Origin of the sequence: Empedobacter sp. GD03865, from assembly GCF_029840775.1 — a bacterium.
GTDB lineage: Bacteria > Bacteroidota > Bacteroidia > Flavobacteriales > Weeksellaceae > Empedobacter > Empedobacter falsenii_B.
Window position 1 is genome coordinate 20218 of sequence record NZ_JAOCDF010000003.1, and the last position, 20830, is coordinate 41047.

Below are 20830 nucleotides of genomic sequence, written 5' to 3' on the forward strand. Positions count from 1 at the left end.
TTCAATAAAGCTTAAAGATATCAAATTAGACCATCATCCGCAAATGAATAAAAATCTTTTTGAGAAACAATAATGTGATCTAAAACTTGAATATCTAAAAGAGTGGCACCTTCTTTTATTTTTCGAGTAATGTGTATATCAGACTGACTTGGAGTAAGATTTCCAGAAGGATGATTGTGAGAAAGTATCATTCCAGTTGCCATTAACTCTAAGGCACGTTTAAAAATTACTCGAATATCGACAGCGGTTTGATTAATTCCACCTCGTGAAATTTGCTCAGTTTTAATGATTCGATTTCCTTGATTGAGAAACATTACCCAAAATTCTTCGTTTGGTAAATCACCAATTTGTTGTTGTAAAATTATGGCTGCGTCTTTGCTTGAAGTAATTTTGTCGCGTTCTAAAATCTCTTGCGAATTTCGTCTTCTTCCAATTTCCATTGCTGTGATTATCGAAATTGCTTTTGCTTCTCCAACTCCTTTGAATTTGCATAAATCTACAATTGAATATTTTGCTAATTCATTCCAATTATTGTTTGCAGAATTTAAGATTCGTTTTGCTAACTCTACAGCGGATTCATCACGATTTCCACTTCCCATGATAATCGCTAACAATTCGGTATCAGAAAGTGACGAACGCCCTTTTAAAGCTAATTTTTCGCGAGGACGATCATCTTCATTCCAGTTTTTTATCGAATTTTTATTCTCTAAGTAATCCATTTATATAAGGGATTGATTTTGTATTTTACAATATAATAAAAAAAGCTCGAACAAATTTGTTCGAGCTTGATATTTAATGAAATAGTTTTTTTTATTTATTGACTTTTGCCCAAGTATCTTTAAGGGTAACTGTTCTATTGAAAATTAACTTTTCTGTAGAAGAATCACGATCTAAAGCAAAATATCCAATACGTTGAAACTGGAATTTATCCTCCACTTTGGCTTCTTTCAAAGCAGGCTCAGCAAAACCTTCTTTTACAGTTAAAGAATTTGGATTGACAAATTGTAAAAAGTCAACATCTTTCTCTGCATCTGGAGATTCAACTGTAAATAAACGATCATATTCGCGAACTTCGATCGGAATATTCTCTGTTGCAGAAACCCAATGCAACGTACCTTTTACTTTACGTTTAGAAGCTTCAGTTCCACTTCCAGACTTCGTTTCAGGATCGTAAGTTGCATAGATTGTTGTGATATTTCCTTCAGCATCTTTTTCTACTCTTTCAGCTTTAATGAAATATGCACCTTTCAAACGAACTTCGTTTCCTAATGATAAACGGAAGAATTTTTTAGGCGCTTCTTCCATAAAATCTTCACGTTCGATGTAGATTTCTCTTGTGAAAGGAACGATACGAGTTCCAGCTGTTTCATCTTCCGGATTATTCTCAATTTCTAATTCCTCCACTTGTCCTTCTGGATAATTTTCGATTACCACTTTCACTGGATCAATAACAGCAAAAACACGAGGAGCAATTTTATTTAAATGATCACGAACAGAGAATTCTAATAACGAAATATCCAATACATTATCACGTTTTGCAACACCGGCTGTATTCCAAAAATTCTTAATCGATTCTGGCGTATAACCGCGACGACGCAAACCTGAAATAGTAGGCATACGTGGATCGTCCCAACCTGTTACAACTTCTTCTTGAACCAATTTCATCAACTTACGTTTACTTGTAATCATGTACGAAACATTACCACGAGCAAATTCGCGTTGTTTTGGTTTTTGAGGTTGATTTGGTAGTTCCACATTGTTCGCGTACCATTCGTATAAATCGCGATGATTTTTGAATTCTAATGAACATAATGAGTGTGAAATTCCTTCGATATAATCAGATTCTCCATGCGTCCAATCGTACATTGGGTACATTTTCCAAGTGTCTCCAGTACGGTGATGAGGACGTTTCAAAATACGATACATAACAGGGTCGCGCATGTTCATATTAGGAGAAGTCATGTCTATTTTTGCACGTAAAACATGTGTTCCTTCTTCAAATTCTCCCGCTTTCATTCGTTCGAAAAGATCTAAATTTTCTTCAACAGAACGATTTCTATAAGGAGATTCAATTCCTGGTTCAAAAGGTGTTTTACGTTGTTCATTAATCACTTCTGAAGACTGGTCGTCGATGTACGCTTTTCCTTCTTTAATTAATTGAACAGCCCAATCGTAAAGCTGCTGGAAATAATCAGAAGCATAGCGTTCTTCAGCCCACTCGAAACCTAACCATTTCACATCTTCGCGGATAGAATCTACGAATTCTTGCTCTTCTTTGTCAGGATTAGTGTCATCAAAACGTAAGTTTACAGGCGCATTGTAACGCTGTCCTAAACCGAAGTTTAAGCAGATTGCTTTTGCATGCCCGATATGCAAATAACCATTTGGTTCTGGTGGGAAACGAAAACGTAAATTTTCTTTCGGCATCCCGTTGGCTAAATCATCTTCGATGATTTGCTCAATAAAATTCAATGATTTTTTTTCTTCTTCCATTTTTTAATTACGATTGAGTTTGCAAAGGTACGAAATTGACAATAAATATAATGTCGAAAATTCCGGATTTTACAATTAGAAAAATTCAATCAAAAAATAGAAGTAAATAAATGATTTATAATGGATAAGTTACCCCAAATAAATTTCCAATAATCCGTTTGGAATTTGGATAAGCATTGCTTTTTCGTTACGATTAACTTCTAAGATCCACTCATCAATCATCGGGATTAAGATTTCTTTTCCGTTTGCATCTACTTCAAAATAAGCTTGTGCAGCAGAATCGTTAACAGATTTTATCGTTCCAACTTCTGTATTTGTTTGATCATAAATCGTGAAACCAACAATTTCGTGGTAATAAAAATCTGTTCCAGAAAGTTCTGGTAATGATTTTAGAGGTAAATAAAGTTCGCGATTGATTAATTTGTCGACATCTTCGTCTTCAACATCTTCAAATTTTACTAATAATTTTGTGCCTTGATAAGGCTGAGAAGTTTCGAAAAAAAATGGAACCAGTGTACCATCTTGCTCGATGAACACTGCTTCCAAAGTATCGTATAATTCTGGTTCGTCTGTATCCAAGTGAATGATTAAATTACCTTTGAAACCATGTCTCTTTGTAACTTTACCTAAATAGTAGCAATCATTTTTTGTCATTTGGAACGTCTCTGAACTTAAAAATTATTCTTCTGTAGCAACTTCTTCAGTTGTACCTTCTGCTTCTTCAGCAGGAGTTTCTTCAACTTGTGCAGCAGCTTCAGCTTCCTGAGCAGCTTTTACACGAGCTTCATTAACAGCTTTTTCAGCTTCTAATGCAGCAGCTTTAGCAGCAGCAGCACCTGAAGTTAAACCGTCTTTTTTAGCTTGAACTTTTTCACCTTTAGCTTCTAACCAAGCGTCGAAACGTTTGTCAGCTTCTTCTTGAGAAAACGCACCTTTAGCAACACCACCTAATAAGTGTTTTTTCATAAAAGCACCTTTGTAAGATAATAAAGCTTTAGCAGTATTAGTTGGCTCAGCACCAGTTTGTAACCATTTTACAGCAGAATCAACATTTAATTCTACAGTTGCAGGGTTAGTAATTGGGTTGTAAGTACCTAATTTTTCGATGAAACGACCATCACGTTTTGCTCTTGAGTCAGCAACTACGATGTGAAAGAATGGTTTTCCTTTACGACCATGTCTTTGTAATCTAATTCTTGTAGCCATAGTATAACTAATTATTTTGGGAACTCGTCCCGTTTTACAAATTTGAGGTGCAAATATACAAAAAAATAATAATATGAATTAGAATTAGTATTCAGATATTAATTCTAATTTTGTATAAATCAATTTCATGAAATATTTAACATTAATGATACTTACATTATTATTGTCATGTAAGACCAATTCTACTGAGCTTAATAAGAAAAATGATATAGACTCGGTGATTATTAATGATGACCATATTAAAATTAATGATACACTAATTATAAGAGATTCAACAATAACTCCTTCAATAATTAGTGAATAAAATTACATAAATAAACATAGTATGAAGAAAACATTTATTTTATTATTTACATTATTTGGATTGTCAGCTTCTTTTGCGCAGGATAATAATGCGATTTTTTATAAAAAACTGGAAGAGCAGCAATTAAAGAATGAACAGAAGTTTAATAGTCTACAGAATAAGAATGCTAAATCTGTAATTGTAGATCAATCAAAAGGAATTTCTAATCTCGCAGGTTTTATAGAAGATTCACCTTTTTTTTACCAAACTGATGATATTAGAGCAAATACAGGAGCGGGTATTACTGAGTTACAAAATGAAGGTATTAATAGTTTTGTTTTGAATGGGAAAGATGTTAGTGTACTAGTAATGGACGGAGGGGCAGCGCTAGGAACACATATTGAGTTTAGAGATCTTGATTATGGAAATTCAAGCAGATTATTTGATACCGAAAATGGAGCAACTGCAATATCTGATCATGCAACTTCTGTATCAGGTTTTATTGCAGCCGAAGGTAGAGCTTCATTTAATGGATACCCACAATATGCAGCTAAAGGAGTATTAACAAAAGCTAAAATAAAAAATAGCAGTTTTAATACAACAACAAATGGAAACAATATACAGAAGCTTTTAAATGCAAAAGAAAATTTATCTAATCATTCTTATGGTGTAAATTTAGGATGGGATAATTATTATTCTAAGACAGATAAATTAGGTCCTGGATGGTATTTTAATATGACAAATTATCAAGATTTAGTTAAGGACGCCAGTGCTACTTTGAGTGGATCTTATTATAGTTCTGATGCTGATTTTGACAAGACGGTTTATAATAATCCAAATTATATTGTTGTTAAATCAGCAGGTAATTATTATGGTTCGGGACCAGATGCCTCTGATACTAATCCAAAATTCCAATACAAAGATGGGATTTGGACACCTTTTACTGCATCGGAAGTAATACCTTCAAAAAATTGTATTAATGATGCATATTGTATTGGTTGGGGGTCATTGGCTAAAAATATCATTGTTGTAGGAGCGGTTAAATTACCGAATACTACTGATTATAAATTTACGACATTAACAAAAGATAATAGAGCAACATTTTCAAGTGTTGGACCTCGTAAAGATGGAGCAATTAAACCAGATATTTCTACTTATGGAGATTCTTTGATTGCTCCTTCATATGACTCATCAAATCCTACACAAAATAATGTATTTATTATAGGAAGTGGTACATCTTTTTCTGCACCAATTGTGACGGGGGCAATGGGAATGTTGACTCAGTTACAAAGATTAGTAAATAATAATTCTACATTTACTTTTTTTGGAGATGAAGCTAAAACACTACTTTTACATACTGCTGATGAGGCTGGAGATAATGATGGACCAGATATTTATTTTGGTTGGGGATTATTAAATACTAAAAAAGCAGCAGAGGTTTTATTAGATGATACAAAATTGTTTGAAAGAAAATCAAAAGTTTCAGGTACAGATATAGTGTATGAAATAACTTCCGATGGAACACCTTTGAAAGCAAGTATTTCCTGGATAGACCCAGAAGCAGCTTATTTTAAAAATATAAATGATTTATTTTATAATCAGTCTTCAAGATTGATTAATGATTTTGATTTAAGAGTAGTAGAAAGTTCTACAAATGTTACTTATTTTCCATGGAAATTAGATTTAAATAATGTTACTGGTCCTGCAATCAAAGGAGATAATACAGTAGATAATTATGAACAAGTTCTTATAAAGACTCCAACAAAAGGAGCAAAATATAAAGTTATTATTTCAAATAAAGGAAATTTAATAGATAACGCAGGAGTTAAAAAGAATCAGGATGTTACTGTATTGATAACAGGTAGAACAACTGGAGCTCTTAATACAGATGAGTTAGCTGTTGATAAATCGATTTCTGTTTATCCAACATTAGCAAAAGATATTGTAAATGTACAGACAACTGAAAAAATAACAGTTGTAGATATTTTTGATATGACCGGAAAAAAAGTTTCGTCTTCGGATAAGAAACAAATTAATATTTCAAATTTACCGACAGGTGTTTACATTATTAATATCAAAACAGATAAACAATCGGTTTCTAAGAAAATTGTAAAACAATAGAACAGTATTTTTTCTATTAATTTAAAACTTCAATAACATTGTTATTGAAGTTTTTTATTTTAGCGTGAAATAGATTATTAAAAAATGAACAAACAAGAAATACTTATTCAGACACAAGCTTATATCAAAAAAACTTTTTTAGATGAAGGAACAGGACACGATTATTTTCACATAGAACGTGTGGTGACAAATGCGAAGAAGATTTTAGAAACTGAAAATGCAGATTCTTTTTTGGTTGAATTAGCAGCTTGGACACATGATATCGGTGATTATAAATTGCATAATGGAGTTGATAAATCGGAGGAATTAATTAGAAAATTTTTAGAATCAATTCATGTAGAGGAAGAATCAATTCAGAAAGTATTGGAAATAGTCTCGCAAGTTTCATTTAGTAAAGGAAATAAACCAACAACTATCGAGGCTGAAATTGTGCAAGATGCTGATCGTTTAGATGCAATTGGAGCGGTTGGTATTGCGCGTTGTTTTGCATATGGCGGAAGTGTAGGTAGTATTTTATATAATCCGTACGATAATTCGAAAGACGCTTCTAGCGTGCAACATTTTTATGATAAATTATTTAAATTAAAAGAGTTGATGAATACCAAAACAGCAAAAGAAATTGCTTTAAAACGTCATCAGTATATGGAAAATTTTATCGAAGAATTTTATCAAGAAGTGAAATAATATTGTAACTTATTATTCATTTAATTATCCTCAATGCAATTAAAATCTACTCTAATTTATTTGTCATTTTTGTTGATATGCAGCTGTGTTTCTGTAGAGAAATACAATGCACATATTGATAAAGAGATTCCTGCAAATAAATTGAAAAAAGATGTAGATTTTGTTTATAAAAAACTAAAAAGATATCATCCAAAATTAGATTTATACACTTCTCAAAAACAAATTGATTATAAATTTGATAGCCTAAAAAAAACAATTCATCAACCATTGAAACCAAATGATTTTTATGTCAAGTTTTTTCCGATTTTCGAAAGTTTAGAACATGGTCATACAGATATTTATCCGATATATAAACGAATAGAAAAGAGTAAGGAAAAAAAATACAAAGAATCTAAATCTGCTTTTAGTGATTATAGTTTTTTTTGGCAAAATGATTCAGTTTTTTTAGTGGCAGATTACAGTAAAATCAATCCGATTAATCAAGGTTCGGCTTTGCTTTATATAGATAGTGTTTCTACAAAGTATTTATACGATAAATATAAAAAAAGTATTTATGGAGATGGTGAAAATCAAACTTTTTCGGATAATGTGTTTAACAGAACTTTTCTTAATTATTTTACTTTAGAAAATGGAATTAAAGATTCGGTTGAATTAACCTTTAAAATGGGAAATTCAATCATCCGAAAAAAAACATTTCGCACTTATCCCAAACCTAAAAGTGAAAAGGTTGCAGAAACACCAAAAATTACAAAAGAGCAGAAAGAAGTTGAGCGAAAAGTAAGGATAAAACAAAAGAAATATGGTTATTCTAAAAGCTCCAAAACCTATTCTAAAGATTTGGCTTTTCCTACGAATGATAGTACGATAGCGGTATTAAAAGTAACAGATTTTAGAAAAGGTAAAATACGCGAACTATATAAAGAAGTTTTTACGGATATCAAGAATCATAAAGTCCAAAATTTAGTTCTCGATCTACGCAACAATGGTGGTGGTTACCTAAAAGATTCACACTATTTATACGCTTATTTGGTCGATGATTCCAAGGCATTTTTAGGTGAAAAAATCGTCGCGAACAAAACCTCTTTTGGCAAGTCGTTGTACAATCTTTTTCCCGTTTATTCCTATCCGTTGCTTTGGTTGGGATCGGGTTATACTTATTTTTCGACGTCAAAAAATGCTAAAAATGAATACGAATTGCACATGCCTTTTTCGCATGTCAAAATAGATAAAGAGCTCGTGTATCACCACAATTTGTATGTCATTATAAATGGTGGTTCTTACTCTGCTTCGGCGTTGATTTCGGCTAATCTTCAACTAAAAAATCGAGCATTTTTTGTAGGTGAAGAAACGGGAGGAGATTTTAATGGAACGGTTGCTGGGTTGATGCCAAAATTTACGTTGCCCAATTCCAAACTCAAAATTTCGGTTGGTACAGTTTATCTTTCTCCTATTGAAAAGCGAGATGAACAGGCGCATGGTGTTTATCCAAACCAAGTTATTCAACCTAATTTGCAAGATAAAATTAAGCGTACGGATGCTGAACTGAAATGGATTTTAAATGATATTAAAAAAGGAAATATCGAATACAATAAAGTTTTAAAAAAAGAAAATCATCTCCTGAATTAAGGAGATGATTTTTATATTTTTAGCGTTTGAGCGGGCTATTCGTTACAATCTTTTTTGTAGACACCGCGTCTACAAAAAAGGATTTCCACTACTATCCCTAACGCATTTTATTTTTTGTTGAAACTACAAAAAATAAAATTTTGTATTGTATCAAACGGCGTTTTATGATCAATTGTAAAACAATCTATTTTCTCAAAATTATTTTCAAAAGTAGAAGTTAAAGAAGTTTTATCATTTTGTTTTATTTCCAAACCACTACATTTTAATGGTCCGTTTTTCGAAAAAGTTCCAATTACCATATTTCTTTTTACAGCTTTCGCGACCAAATCTTGGTACTTTTTGATGTCATTTTCTTCTATTAAAAAATGAAAAACTGCTCTATCGTGCCAAATATCGTATTGTTCCGTAGGTTCAAATTCGGTGATATCAGCAACAATCCAAGTTACTTTTTCTGCATTATTTCCTAAACGCTTTTTTGCTCTTTCCAACGCGTTTGCAGAAATATCCAAAACAGAAATATTTTCATATCCTTCTTCCAATAAAAAATCGACCAACTTACTATCTCCACCACCAATATCAATAATTTTAGCTGTTTTATCAGCTCCAAAAGAATGAATAAAATTTAAAGAAGTTTCTGGTTTTTCTTGTGTCCAACTCACTTCTTCTGGAGTTTTTACTTCGTATATATGTTCCCAATGAGATTTTTTATTGTCGTTCATAGCTTTTGTATTTTGTTTAGGTGCAATTTCGACTTTTTATTTAAAATGAAGCATAACAAAAATTACAGAACTGTGAGTCTATTTTTTTCTATAAAAAAACACCTTTTACTTTAACATAAAAGGTGTTATAGTCTTTATATTAAACCTGTTTAAACTTTTATTTTTCTAGAAAGCAAAACGATAAAAGCAATATAATGTAAATTCGTCCAATTAATTACAGAAGTTTCAAACCTAAGCCAAAAAAAATGTATTCAATGTGACTATTCTTTTGTTAAAATAATATTTTGAGGTAAGTCAATCTCTTTGCTGATTTTTGATTGATTAATTCTAATTCTATTAATATTCTCTAACATTTCTAGTTTTATATGTTTTGAATCTATATATAATATTTTAAATTTTAAACTTTTATTTTTAGAGACATGTTTTATTGTTCCTTCTAATTTATTAGATGATTCATAAGTAGTTCCTAAAATAGTAGACTTCTTATCAGTAAAACGACTGTTAATGTATTGAGTGGAATTTTCAACAACTATATTATTAGAAATGTATTTATGAAAACCTATTAAAACATCTGTTTTTACATTGTCATACATAGGAAGATCTATATTATCTTTTTTAAAAATTATTTTCAAAGATTTACCATTATCTTTCCAATACCAAGTCCCTATAAAGTTATCTATATTATTATTTAGGTTATTACTATTAGATGTTGTTTTTAAAGTTTGAGAATGAACTTGTAAAGATATTATCATAATAATGATAGATATAAAAAATTTAATTTTATACATAATTAATTGCATTTTGTTTCATTTATTTTACCATTTGTAGCACTTGATAATAGTTTCCAATCATTTAGTTCTGAATCGGATTTAAGTAATTTCAATCCTGATTTTTGAGCTTCTAGATATTTAAGAAATAAATATTCATTCGTAGAAACACTATTAGATTCTTTAATTCCAGAGCTTTGATATACAAGATTGTAGTAGTCGTACACAGAGTCACTTATTTCATTTCCGCCCATCATAACGATATTTGAAAAATTATCAAAACTTTCAAAATCATCAATTATAATATAATATTGAGTATTTTCTGTTACAAGACCAAAAACAAAGGAATTTGCATCTTTAATAAATCCATTTTTATATAAATATGTTAAATTTAAAATATCATCAGCTGAAAAGACAGGGGGTAAACCTTTAAAATGAGAATGTAAAAAACCATCTATTTGACCATAAAAATTAAAATCTACACCAGCTTCTCCTTCATTTCCTTCAAAATGAGTTTCATTTATATTATTTCCATCAGCATTTAAAATATAAACATGTTCCTTATTTTCAGAGGTTTTAATTTTTAAATCTTTCATTAAACTTTTACTTTTATCATTTTTTCCAATAGGTTTTATCTTATCACATGGAGTTTTAAATGGACTAATAATTCCACCTCCTCCACCGCCTGGAGGATTGTCAATACACTCAACAAATTGAGAACAACCACTACTTCCTCTGTTTTCAGGAGGTGTAGTATAACAATTTGAACAACCACTTCCACCTGGATTAGGAGTTATTATTACCTCGTCTAAATCACAAGAAGGCAAACCTTCAAAACCACAATTATCTCCATTAGCTTTTTTGTTAATTGAATTATTGATTTGTTTATCAAATTTTTCTTGAAATAACTTTACGTTCGAAATATACAATTCACTATCCTTTTTCACATAACTAAAAAAGACATTGGTCCCATTATCAGTATAGCTTGCAATTAATAAACCATCTACTGAGTTATTTTTAATTCTAGGATACATCACCCATATATCTCCATTTTCATCAAAAATAGTTTGTGAATGTAATCGATTTTCGATGTAAAATTCTTTACTTTCTACAATAACATTTTGTAAAGAGTTCTTTTTATGTTCGACAATGTTCGTAGTGTTTACAAGTCCTGATATATTAGTATTGTGTATACTATCATATCGTTGCATTAAGATAGAAAAACCATTTGCATAATCAATAGCAGATTTATTACTTTTTCCTTGAATGTTTGAAGATTGTGAAAAAATAGCAAACGTTTTCTTTTCTTGTTCTGTTTTTTCAATTTGAATAGTATCTTCCTCTAATACACAGCTATTAAAAATAAGTAAACAGAGAAGAAATAATAGATTTTTAAAATAAAGTTTCAGTAAAAATACATCAAAGATTAATAACAGTCAAAACGGTTGTAAATAAAGACTTTACAGCCGTTTTATGATTTTTTGGTAATGAGGTAAAAAGCAGTAAAAAGCGAGGTTTGGCAAAAGTAAGGTTACTAAAACGTTACTTTTAAACATTAGAAATAATCGTTTAAAATACTGTATTTCAGCTTTTTGCATAGTTTTTCATATTGTTCCGTAGCTCACATAGGTTTAATTTTATCATTAAGAATTGTGAGTATGGAAACGACAAAAAAATCAACGTTTAAGGTATTGTTCTACCTTAAAAAGAACGCCCCAAAGAAAAACGGAAAAGTTACGGTTATGTGCAGAATTACCGTAAACGGCAAACAGTCTGCATTCAGTACCAAGCTGGATATTTCCGCAACAAATTGGGATTTGAAGTACGGCAGGGTTTTGGGTAAAAGCCGAGAAGCACAAGACACAAACAGGAAACTTGACAAAATTCGTTCGGGTATTGAGGAATGCTATTCCAAAATTCTAAAGAATGAGGGGGCTGTAAACAGTGCTAAACTTAAAAATGCCGTTCTTGGGATGGAAAGCGGAGAACTGACCTTTTTCAAATTCTATGAACAGTTCCTATTGGACTATGAGAAAAAGGTTAATAGTGGACTTCGGGTAAATGGCACACGCAGTAAATACAAAATACTTTTAAAACACCTACGAAATTTTGCACTTACAAAATACGGTTATTCCGATTTGTCCTTTAATGACCTTACACCTGGTTTTGTACAGGACTTTGATTACTACCTGCGTGACGACCAAAGCTTGACACACAACACCATTTGGCTGTATATGATTGGATTTACTACGCTTTGCCGATTGGCAATGAGTAGAAAACATCTTGCTTTCAACCCGTTCAGCGAATACAAGAATACTAAAAAGGACAAAGACCGTGGCTATCTGCTACGGAACGAATTGGAACAGCTCGTAACGTTCAACTGCGAGAAAAAGAAAGACGAATTGGTTAAAGACCTGTTTGTTTTCAGTTGCTTTACAGGTCTTTCCTATTCAGATATGAAAGGACTTAGAAACAGCAATATTCAGGATTTCTTTGATGGCAACCAATGGATTATCATACGTAGGAAAAAGACAGCCACATCGTCAAACGTGATGCTGTTGGATATTCCTAAAATGATTATTGAGAAATATGCGGGATTTTCAAAGGATGGAAAGGTATTCCCTGTACCATCAAACACAGTCTGCAATGACAGCCTAAAGAGAATATCCCAACAGATTGACTGTCTAAAAGAAAAGAGAGTAACGTTCCATTTGGCACGTCATACATTTGCTACCTTGTTTTTGAGTGAGGGTGTTCCGCTGGAAAGTTTAAGCAAGATGTTAGGACATAAGAACATTGCTACCACACAGATTTATGCCAAGATACTCAACGAGAAAGTCGGAAAGGATATGCAAAAGGTTTCCCATAAATTCAAGGGTATGGAACGGTCTTTCATTACTCAACTTTAATATAATATTCTTCAGATGATAGATTTGGAAGTTCCATCATCTTAATAAATAATTATATTTCATTATATTCGTATTTCATCCATATTGTAATACTTAAATCATAAATTCAGAATAATGCCATAATGATTACGAAGTTCAAATCAATCAATAACCTTGCTGTTTTCCAAAATTTCAATTGGGACACAGCTATTCGCGACGATGGAAATAATATAGTTTTATTTAAACCAATCAACATTTTATACGGACGTAACTATTCTGGTAAAACAACTCTTTCAAGAATAGTAAGAGCATTAGAAATAGGCAACATTTCTGATAAATACGAAAATCCACAATTTGAAGTAAGCATTCAAGACATTGCAGATACAACGCAAAATAATCTAACGGCACACGGAAAGAAAATCAGAGTGTTTAACGAAGATTTTGTAAAAGACAACCTTCGTTTCATTGTGAATTCGGATGAAAGTATTACCCCATTTGCAATAATTGGAGGTAATGCCACCATTGAAGAAGAAATACAAACATTAAAACATGATTTAGGTAGCAACGAAGAAGCAAACGAAACTGGATTTTATCTTGAACTTAAAAACGCTACAACAATTGCAAACACAGCATTACAAGCGTATCAAACAGAGAACAGTAGTTTGAGCCAACAACTAAGCCATAAAGCAACTAACAACCCTAACGGAATAAAATACAAATCTGAAAAGTTTGGTGACCAAAATTATAACATCAATAAACTTCAAAATGATATTTCCACTGTTTTAGAAACTTCGTTTCTACCATTAACAGATACCGAAATAACAGAAAAACAAAATTTACTGAATGAGAGAACAAATGCAGATATTCCCACAATTGTAAAACCAAATTTAGATTTAAACACGCTTAATACAAAAGCGAAAGAACTTGTTACGAAATCAATCAGCAGTTCTAACAAAATCGAGCAACTTTTGAAAGATGCTATTCTTAATCGTTGGGTTAAAGATGGACGACAAATACACAAAGATAAACTTGAACAATGTGCTTTTTGTGGCAATGATATTTCAGAGAATCGTTGGAACGAACTGGACAGCCATTTTGACGAAGAATCTGAGAAATTAGAAATAGAAATCAATGTGTTAATTTCTCAAGTTGAAAATTCAATTCGCGATGTTGATTCACAACTTCAAATCGACAAAAGTGCTTTTTATTCAAAATTTCATTCGGATTTAGATAGATTAATTTCACTAAGACATAACATCGTTGATAAAATCAAAATAGAATTAAATCGCATTATTACAAGCCTTAAAGAACGAAAAGATGACCTTTTAAATACTAAAGAATATATTGATATTATTGATAATAGTAAGAGAATTCAATGGTGTTGGGAAATTTTTGAAAAATATAAAAATGAAGCAAACGGGTATAGTAATTCCTTGGGTAGCGAACAAACAGAAGCAAAAAAACTTTTGAAATTACGTGAAGTCTCCGATTTTGTAACAACAATTCAATATTCGAATGCAACCGCAAGAATACAGACATTGAAAGAAACTTCTGAAAACGAAACACAGGGCAAGCAAGCTGTAGAAGAGAAAATTAGACAACAGATTACCCAGATTGAAGATAAAGAACGCCTGATGAAAGATGAAGAAAAAGGAGCGTTGAAAGTAAATGAATATCTAAACAATTTCTTCGGGCATGATTTTCTAACATTACAAGCCTTAGGAGATGCAGATGTTTCAGGCGGTAAAAAAATACGATTTGAAATAGTAAGAAACGGAAAGAAAGCACACCACCTAAGCGAAGGTGAATGTAGTTTGATTGCATTTTGTTACTTTATGGCAAAACTTGAAGATGTTGATACCAAAGGAAGCAAACCAATCATTTGGATTGATGATCCAATTTCAAGTTTAGATAGCAATCACATTTTTTTCGTTTATTCTCTTATTAATGCTGAAATTATTGCCAAACAAGAGTTTGAACAAATATTCATTTCTACACACAACCTTGATTTTCTAAAATACTTGAAACGTTTGCCGAGTGCTTTAAATAAAAACCAGAGTGCATACTTCTTGATTACACGAGAAAAAGAAAGCAGTAAAATCAAAATAATGCCACGTTATTTAAAGGATTATGTAACTGAATTTAATTTTTTGTTTCATCAAATTTATTTGTGTTCAACAGCCAATGCTGACGATGAAATCCAACATAACTTATTTTACAACTTCGGAAACAATACACGAAAGTTTTTAGAAGCATTTCTTTATTACAAGTATCCAAATGCAGTCGAAAAAGACGATAAACTAATAAGATTTTTTGGAGGGAATAGACAAGCTTCAAGCTTAACAGACAGAATAAATAATGAATTTTCACATTTAGAAGCATTGTTTGAAAAAGGTATGACCCCCATTGATATACCTGAAATGAAAAAAACTGCAACATTCATTTTAGATAAAATCAAAGAAAAAGACAGTGAACAATATGAAGCTTTACTTTTAAGCATTGGAGTCGAAGTTCTTGCTGAATCAGAAACGCCTCAATCATAAATATTACAGCCCATTGTTTTTAAGCAGTGGGCTGTTTCTTTAATTGACTGATATGTTTACGGTTTCAAAGCATCCATTTTACGGCTAACGCTGATAGTTATTTTCCAACACCTTGATAATATCGCTTTCACGGAAAAGGATTTTCCGTTCGAGTTTAATAAAGGGTATCAGTCCGTCATCTCTGTACTGTTGTAACGTCCGTTTGCTGATGTGTAGCATTTGGCAAACCTGTTCGCCTGACAGGTAGATTTCTCCTTTTAAGAGTGGGTGGAAATATTCCCTGATATACAGCAGTTCGTTTTTGATACCTACCACAGCTTCGAGCAGGGCAAGCATATCCTCGTTTGAATTTCCAATCTGTTTCATTTCTTTTGCTTTTTTAATGTTCGCTCTCCCTGCATAAGTAACTCCACTTCGGACAATCTGAAATATGTTTTCCGATTGATTTGCGTTGCCCCAAGAATTCCTTTTGCCCTATATGTCTGCAATGTTCTTTTACTGATATTGAGTAATTGGCAGGCTTCCTGTTGGTCGAGCCATTTCGTTGCCTGTTGCAGTGCTTTGTAGGGTGCAGTTATTTCCAAAATCAATTGAGAAACTTCCTTTACTTCCCTGTGCAATGCATTTAAAATCTGAATGTCTAAAACTGTTATTTCCATATCACGTCGTTTAAGCCTCGAAAGTAGAAGCTATTTTAATAGATAGCTTTGATGTTGCCGTCAAAGGTTGCATTTGGCGTTCAGAGGCATTATGTTCCCAAAAAAGAATAAAAAGGTTGCAAATTTAAGGCGGACATCCACCGCACCACCCAACCAAAAGCTTACGGCATAATGGCAGGGCAAATATGGTGGCTTCGCCAAGTTATTGTGTTTCCCCTGCCACCCTTCGGGACTTATTCCGTTTCCTTTTGGTCTTTCCGCCTGTCCGCCTTGTTAGAATGGCTTTCTTTTTTTTCTGTTTTTTTGTTTTGGAAAATAATTTTAAGAGGGAGCTACGCACCACTCCCGACACCGCACCACAATCAAAACAACGGTTTGTGCTTATCGTTGTAGATTTCGCTAATCAATTCCCCGAACTCCTGAAAGTGGTATTCGATAATGTTGTTGAGATACGCATAAATTGTCAGCTTGTCAATGCCCATAATGTTGGTAAGCCTGTTAAACCTATCGTGGTGTTCCTGCCGTACATAGACCGATTTTCCTTTGCTTGCAGTTGTGGTCGGAATTTTAAAAAACTGTTCACAATAGTCCTCTTTGTTCAGCTTCTTTGGCTTGGAGGTACTTTTTTTCGTGGTCTTCGCTGACGGTTTGGTTTGTTCCGTTTCTGTTGCTATTTCCTCGGGATCTTCCCCTGCAATTATGTTCATCAGTGCTTCCTCGTCTACTTCGGGTTTGGCAAAATCTGCCCGATGTGTTACTGCATGTTGTTCCGTCAAAGGTTGTTTCTTTTCATCAGTTAGGAAATTTTCAATAGAGAAATCCTCTTTTTCGGGTTGCTGTTTTTTGTTTTCTTCGTTTATCATATCGCTTGTTTTTAGTATTATATCCAATTAGCTGTTTGGTTAACTAAGCAATCAGCTGTATATACAGTTGTATCTATGTAACCAACTATCTACCTATGCACATGCATACTCTTAATTGGCTAGTTCATTAACTCAAAAACTTATAATTAGTCTGCATTCAATCACGCAGATTAGCTGTCAGGATTTATGCTGTTTAGTTACTTTAATAAGGATATAACCAATCAGCCAACTAACCACACAAAGAAAATAAAAGCAATCCCAATCCGTATAGAAGTGGCACTATTTGGCGTTCATTGGCTTTATTTGGCATAACTGTAAGTAATTGTTATTCAAATAGTCTTGTCGAACTTTGTAATTGAAGCGACTGATTTTTTTGGCTAACTCCAATCCGTTTGCAAAACGGATTTTTCTGAACTCCTGTTCAGAGCAAGTTATCTCTTGAGGTCCTCGAAATAAATTTCCGTACCTCAAGAGCACTTGCCCTTGCAGGGGGCTGGAAACGGCTCCGAAGTCGCTCGTTTGTGTAAAATTAAAATGGATTATTATGGAAGAGAAAAACAGAAAACAGATTAAAAAAACAGGAAGGAAACCAAAGATTGACCCTGCGGTTCATCGGTATTCCATCAACCTGAATGCAGAGGATAATGCCAAGTTTCTTGCCCTCTTTGACCAATCGGGGATAAGTGTAAAGGCACATTTTATTACGGCTTGCATCTTTCAAAAGACGGTAAAGACCGTAAAAATTGATATGGATGCAATAGATTATCACGAAAAATTGACCCGATTTTTTAGCCAATTCCGAGCAATCGGAACAAATTATAATCAGGTTGTGAAGATATTGTACCGCAATTTTTCAGAGAAAAAAGCAGGAACATACCTTTTTAAATTGGAAAAAGAAACCATTGAATTGGTAAAAGTCACTAAGGAAGTCATCCGTTTAACACAGGAATTTGAAGAAAAGTATCTGAAAAAAGAATAAAGTTATGATCGCAAAAATCGGAAAGGGAAGCAATATGTACGGAGCGATTTTGTACAATCAGCAGAAAGTGGACAGGGAAAACGGATCGGTTTTGTTGCTGAACAAGATACCCGACACAATGAATGGCAGATATTCCGTAACGTATTTTAACAAGTGCTTTGAGCCGTACCTGTCGGCAAACATCAAAACGGAGAAAACGGTACGGCATATTTCATTGAACCCCAACCCAAAAGACAAGGTCAGCGATGAACAGTTTACCGAAATGGCACAGGAATATATGGAGCGTATGGGCTACGGCAATCAGCCGTATATCGTTTTCAAACATACGGACATTGACCGCACGCATATACACATTGTTTCAACCTGTGTAGGCATTGACGGCAAGAAAATCCCCGATGATTACGACCATCCACGTTCAATGACTATCTGTCGGGATTTGGAAACGAAATACAACCTGCACAAAGCCACCGAGCAGGAACAGAAACAAGCTGATAAGATTTTCAAAAAGGTGGAACAGCAGAAAGGCGACATTAAAAGTCAGATTGCTTCGGTAGTACGGCATCTGCCAAAGTATTATAGCTATTCTACTATGGGTGGTTACAATGTTTTGCTGTCACTTTTCAACATTACAGCTGAAGAAGTTAAAGGAGAGCGGAACGGACAGCCCGTAAACGGATTGGTATACGTGGCATTGGACGAGAATGGAAATAAGGCAAGCAATCCGTTCAAGGCATCACTATTTGGAAAAGATGCAGGCGTTGCAGAACTTCAAAAACATTTTGAGCACTCCAAAGAGAAAATGAAAACCAACCCTGCGAGGTCAGTATTAAAGAATACCATCGAATTGGCTATACATACTACAAACAGCGAAACGGATTTTAAAAAGCAACTTGTAGAACAAGGTATCAATACCATTGTCCGCAGGAACGACAGCGGACGGATTTATGGTATAACTTTCATCGACCACGAAAGCCGTACCGTTTGGAACGGCTCACAATTAGACAGAAATTTGTCGGCAAACGTATTTAATGATTGGTGGAACAACGGAAATAAACCCGAACTGAAAACACAGGATAACCCTGTTTCCAATACGGACACATTAGACCACCAACCGACAAAAGACCTTTTCGAGTTTATCTCGCATGAACATTCGCACAGCTCCGATTTGGGATTGTTCAGTCTGTTGCCAGATGCACAGGGCGAGGATTACGAAGAAGGACAGTTTACCAAACGGATGAAGAAAAAGAAAGGCAGAAAGTTATAACAGATGACATCATTGTCAATAAAGAAATTTTTAAAAAAAATCTAAAGTAAGTTTACCAATTTAAATATCCATCATTTTTATAGCAAGCATAATGTTTAGAATCTAAAAGTTTACTATTTTAGTAGATTCTTAAGGATAATAAATCCCTAATCAAATAACGCTTATTTCAATGTCAGAAGAACAGAAGAAAATATTAGAGCAACAGCTCTGGAATATAGCCAATACACTGCGTGGAAAAATGAATGCTGATGAATTCCGAGATTATATTTTGGGATTTATTTTTTATAAATATTTGGCTGAAAAAATGGAAATTTATGCGAACTCCATTTTGGAAAAAGATAAAATCCAATTCAGAAATATTGATGAAAACACAGCCGAAGGCTTAGAATACATTGAAGCTATTAGAGAAGAATCTCTTGAAACCTTAGGGTACTTTTTAAAACCATCTGAATTGTTTAGTGAAATCGCTAAACGAGGAAATAGCGGGAGCAACAATTTTATTCTTGAAGATTTACAGAAGATATTGACCAATATTCAGTTAAGTACAATGGGAACACAAAGTGAAGAAGACTTTGAAGACCTGTTTTCTGATATGGATTTAAATAGTAATAATTTAGGAAGAACAGCAGATGCCCGAAATGCTATTATTGTAAAAGTGTTGGTGCATTTAGACGAAATTGATTTCAAATTGAATGATACAGAACTTGATGTATTGGGTGATGCTTACGAATATTTGATAGGTCAGTTTGCCAGTGGTGCAGGAAAAAAAGCGGGCGAATTCTACACCCCTCAGGAAGTATCTAAAATTCTCGCAAAGATCGTTACGACTGGTAAAAACCGTTTAAAATCGGTATATGACCCAACCTGTGGTTCAGGTTCATTATTACTGCGTGTAGCAAGAGAAGTAAAAGATGTCAATAATTTCTATGGACAAGAAATGAATCGAACAACGTACAATCTTGCCCGAATGAATATGATACTTCACGGCGTACATTATCTGAAATTTGATATCAAACAGGAAGACACTTTAGAACATCCTCAACACGAAGGTTTGTTAGCAGAAGCCATTGTAGCAAATCCACCATTTTCAGCCAACTGGAGTGCTAATCCTCTGCATCTTAGTAACGAACGTTTTAGTCAATACGGTAGATTAGCCCCTGCAAGCAAAGCAGATTTTGCCTTTGTACAACACATGATTCATCATCTTGCTGAAAACGGAACAATGGCTATTGTATTGCCACACGGTGTCTTGTTTAGAGGTTCGGCAGAATTACATATTCGAAAATATCTTATTGAACAGAAAAATTATTTAGATGCTGTAATTGGTTTACCTGCCAATATTTTTTACGGAACTGGTATTCCGACTTGTATTTTGGTGTTTAAGAAATGTAAGGAAGATCCTGACCATATCCTATTTATTGATGCAAGTAAAGAATTCGAGAAAGTTAAGAACCAAAATATGTTACGTGAAGAGCATATCAATAAGATTGTGGAAACTTATCGTAATAGAACCGAAATTGAGAAATACAGTCATTTGGCTACTTTACAAGAAGTTGCAGAAAATGACTATAATCTTAATATACCTCGTTATGTAGATACTTTCGAAGCTGAAGAAGAAATCGATATCCAAGTTGTAATGCAGGAAATTAAATCTTTGGAAGCCAAGCGAGCGGAATTGGACAAAGAAATTGATGTGTATTTCAAAGAATTGGGACTTGTTTTTTAATTTTTTATA

The 20830-nt window shown here is 33.2% G+C and carries 18 protein-coding genes; 8 read left to right on the forward strand and 10 right to left on the reverse strand.

Annotated elements, in window-relative coordinates:
- Positions 1–20: 20 nt before the first annotated feature.
- From radC to N5D46_RS01835, 4 genes are all read right to left on the reverse strand, one after another.
- Positions 21–719 carry a DNA repair protein RadC gene (radC, locus tag N5D46_RS01820; RefSeq protein ID WP_125349537.1) on the reverse strand — a complete coding sequence of 233 codons (699 nt, stop codon included), beginning with the start codon at positions 717–719 and terminating at the stop codon, positions 21–23.
- Between the two features lie 91 nt (positions 720–810).
- Complete coding sequence (locus N5D46_RS01825) at positions 811–2493, reverse strand: glutamine--tRNA ligase/YqeY domain fusion protein (protein ID WP_125349536.1); 1683 nt, start codon at positions 2491–2493, stop codon at positions 811–813.
- A gap of 129 nt (positions 2494–2622) precedes the next feature.
- Positions 2623–3147 (reverse strand): ribosome maturation factor RimM, encoded by a 525-nt coding sequence (rimM, locus tag N5D46_RS01830; protein ID WP_280049017.1) that lies wholly within the window; start codon positions 3145–3147, stop codon positions 2623–2625.
- 24 nt (positions 3148–3171) lie between these two features.
- Entirely contained in the window at positions 3172–3699 is a 528-nt protein-coding gene (locus N5D46_RS01835) for a 30S ribosomal protein S16 (protein WP_180905332.1), read from the reverse strand.
- Positions 3700–4024: 325 nt separating this feature from the next.
- Here N5D46_RS01835 and N5D46_RS01840 point away from each other — a divergent pair, with 325 nt between their 5' ends.
- From N5D46_RS01840 to N5D46_RS01850, 3 genes are all read left to right on the forward strand, one after another.
- Positions 4025–6103, forward strand: coding sequence for a S8 family peptidase (locus N5D46_RS01840; RefSeq protein WP_280049018.1), 2079 nt, complete (start codon positions 4025–4027; stop codon positions 6101–6103).
- Between the two features lie 84 nt (positions 6104–6187).
- Positions 6188–6787: an HD domain-containing protein gene (locus N5D46_RS01845; protein ID WP_219033870.1), complete on the forward strand. Its 600-nt coding sequence runs from the start codon at positions 6188–6190 to the stop codon at positions 6785–6787.
- Positions 6788–6820: 33 nt separating this feature from the next.
- On the forward strand, positions 6821–8413 hold the full coding sequence (locus tag N5D46_RS01850) for a S41 family peptidase (RefSeq protein WP_280049019.1): 1593 nt from the start codon (positions 6821–6823) through the stop codon (positions 8411–8413).
- Between the two features lie 107 nt (positions 8414–8520).
- Here the strand turns inward: N5D46_RS01850 and N5D46_RS01855 are convergent, their stop codons facing one another.
- The 3 genes from N5D46_RS01855 to N5D46_RS01865 form a co-directional block, all read right to left on the reverse strand.
- Entirely contained in the window at positions 8521–9132 is a 612-nt protein-coding gene (locus N5D46_RS01855; RefSeq protein ID WP_280049020.1) for a class I SAM-dependent methyltransferase, read from the reverse strand.
- A 260-nt stretch (positions 9133–9392) separates the two neighbouring features.
- The gene (locus tag N5D46_RS01860; protein WP_280036674.1) at positions 9393–9932 is read right to left on the reverse strand and encodes a DUF6705 family protein; all 540 of its coding nucleotides are present in this window, start codon (positions 9930–9932) and stop codon (positions 9393–9395) included.
- Positions 9923–11110 carry a hypothetical protein gene (locus N5D46_RS01865; RefSeq protein WP_125349856.1) on the reverse strand — a complete coding sequence of 396 codons (1188 nt, stop codon included), beginning with the start codon at positions 11108–11110 and terminating at the stop codon, positions 9923–9925. Before N5D46_RS01865 ends, N5D46_RS01860 begins: the two co-directional genes overlap by 10 nt.
- A 447-nt stretch (positions 11111–11557) precedes the next feature.
- Between N5D46_RS01865 and N5D46_RS01870 the strand changes: the two genes are divergently transcribed.
- Together N5D46_RS01870 and N5D46_RS01875 are read left to right on the forward strand one after the other, a co-directional pair.
- The gene (locus N5D46_RS01870; RefSeq protein ID WP_280049021.1) at positions 11558–12808 is read left to right on the forward strand and encodes a site-specific integrase; all 1251 of its coding nucleotides are present in this window, start codon (positions 11558–11560) and stop codon (positions 12806–12808) included.
- Positions 12809–12930: 122 nt separating this feature from the next.
- The gene (locus N5D46_RS01875) at positions 12931–15330 is read left to right on the forward strand and encodes an AAA family ATPase (RefSeq protein WP_280049022.1); all 2400 of its coding nucleotides are present in this window, start codon (positions 12931–12933) and stop codon (positions 15328–15330) included.
- A gap of 84 nt (positions 15331–15414) precedes the next feature.
- Here the strand turns inward: N5D46_RS01875 and N5D46_RS01880 are convergent, their stop codons facing one another.
- The 3 genes from N5D46_RS01880 to N5D46_RS01890 all read right to left on the reverse strand — a co-directional run bounded on the left by N5D46_RS01880 (position 15415) and on the right by N5D46_RS01890 (position 16852).
- Entirely contained in the window at positions 15415–15696 is a 282-nt protein-coding gene (locus N5D46_RS01880) for a helix-turn-helix domain-containing protein (protein ID WP_280049023.1), read from the reverse strand.
- A complete protein-coding gene (locus N5D46_RS01885; protein WP_280049024.1) occupies positions 15693–15989 on the reverse strand; it encodes a helix-turn-helix domain-containing protein in 297 nt (98 codons plus the stop codon). Before N5D46_RS01885 ends, N5D46_RS01880 begins: the two co-directional genes overlap by 4 nt.
- Before the next feature lie 362 nt (positions 15990–16351).
- The gene (locus N5D46_RS01890) at positions 16352–16852 is read right to left on the reverse strand and encodes a DUF3408 domain-containing protein (RefSeq protein ID WP_125349861.1); all 501 of its coding nucleotides are present in this window, start codon (positions 16850–16852) and stop codon (positions 16352–16354) included.
- A 544-nt stretch (positions 16853–17396) separates the two neighbouring features.
- On the opposite strand from N5D46_RS01890, the gene mobA reads away from it, so the two are divergent.
- From mobA to N5D46_RS01905, 3 genes are all read left to right on the forward strand, one after another.
- On the forward strand, positions 17397–17831 hold the full coding sequence (gene mobA / locus N5D46_RS01895; protein ID WP_280049025.1) for a conjugal transfer protein MobA: 435 nt from the start codon (positions 17397–17399) through the stop codon (positions 17829–17831).
- Positions 17832–17835: 4 nt separating this feature from the next.
- Positions 17836–19095, forward strand: coding sequence for a conjugal transfer protein MobB (gene mobB / locus N5D46_RS01900; protein WP_280049026.1), 1260 nt, complete (start codon positions 17836–17838; stop codon positions 19093–19095).
- Positions 19096–19264: 169 nt separating this feature from the next.
- Positions 19265–20821, forward strand: coding sequence for a type I restriction-modification system subunit M (locus N5D46_RS01905; protein WP_280049027.1), 1557 nt, complete (start codon positions 19265–19267; stop codon positions 20819–20821).
- The last annotated feature ends 9 nt before the right edge of the window (positions 20822–20830 follow it).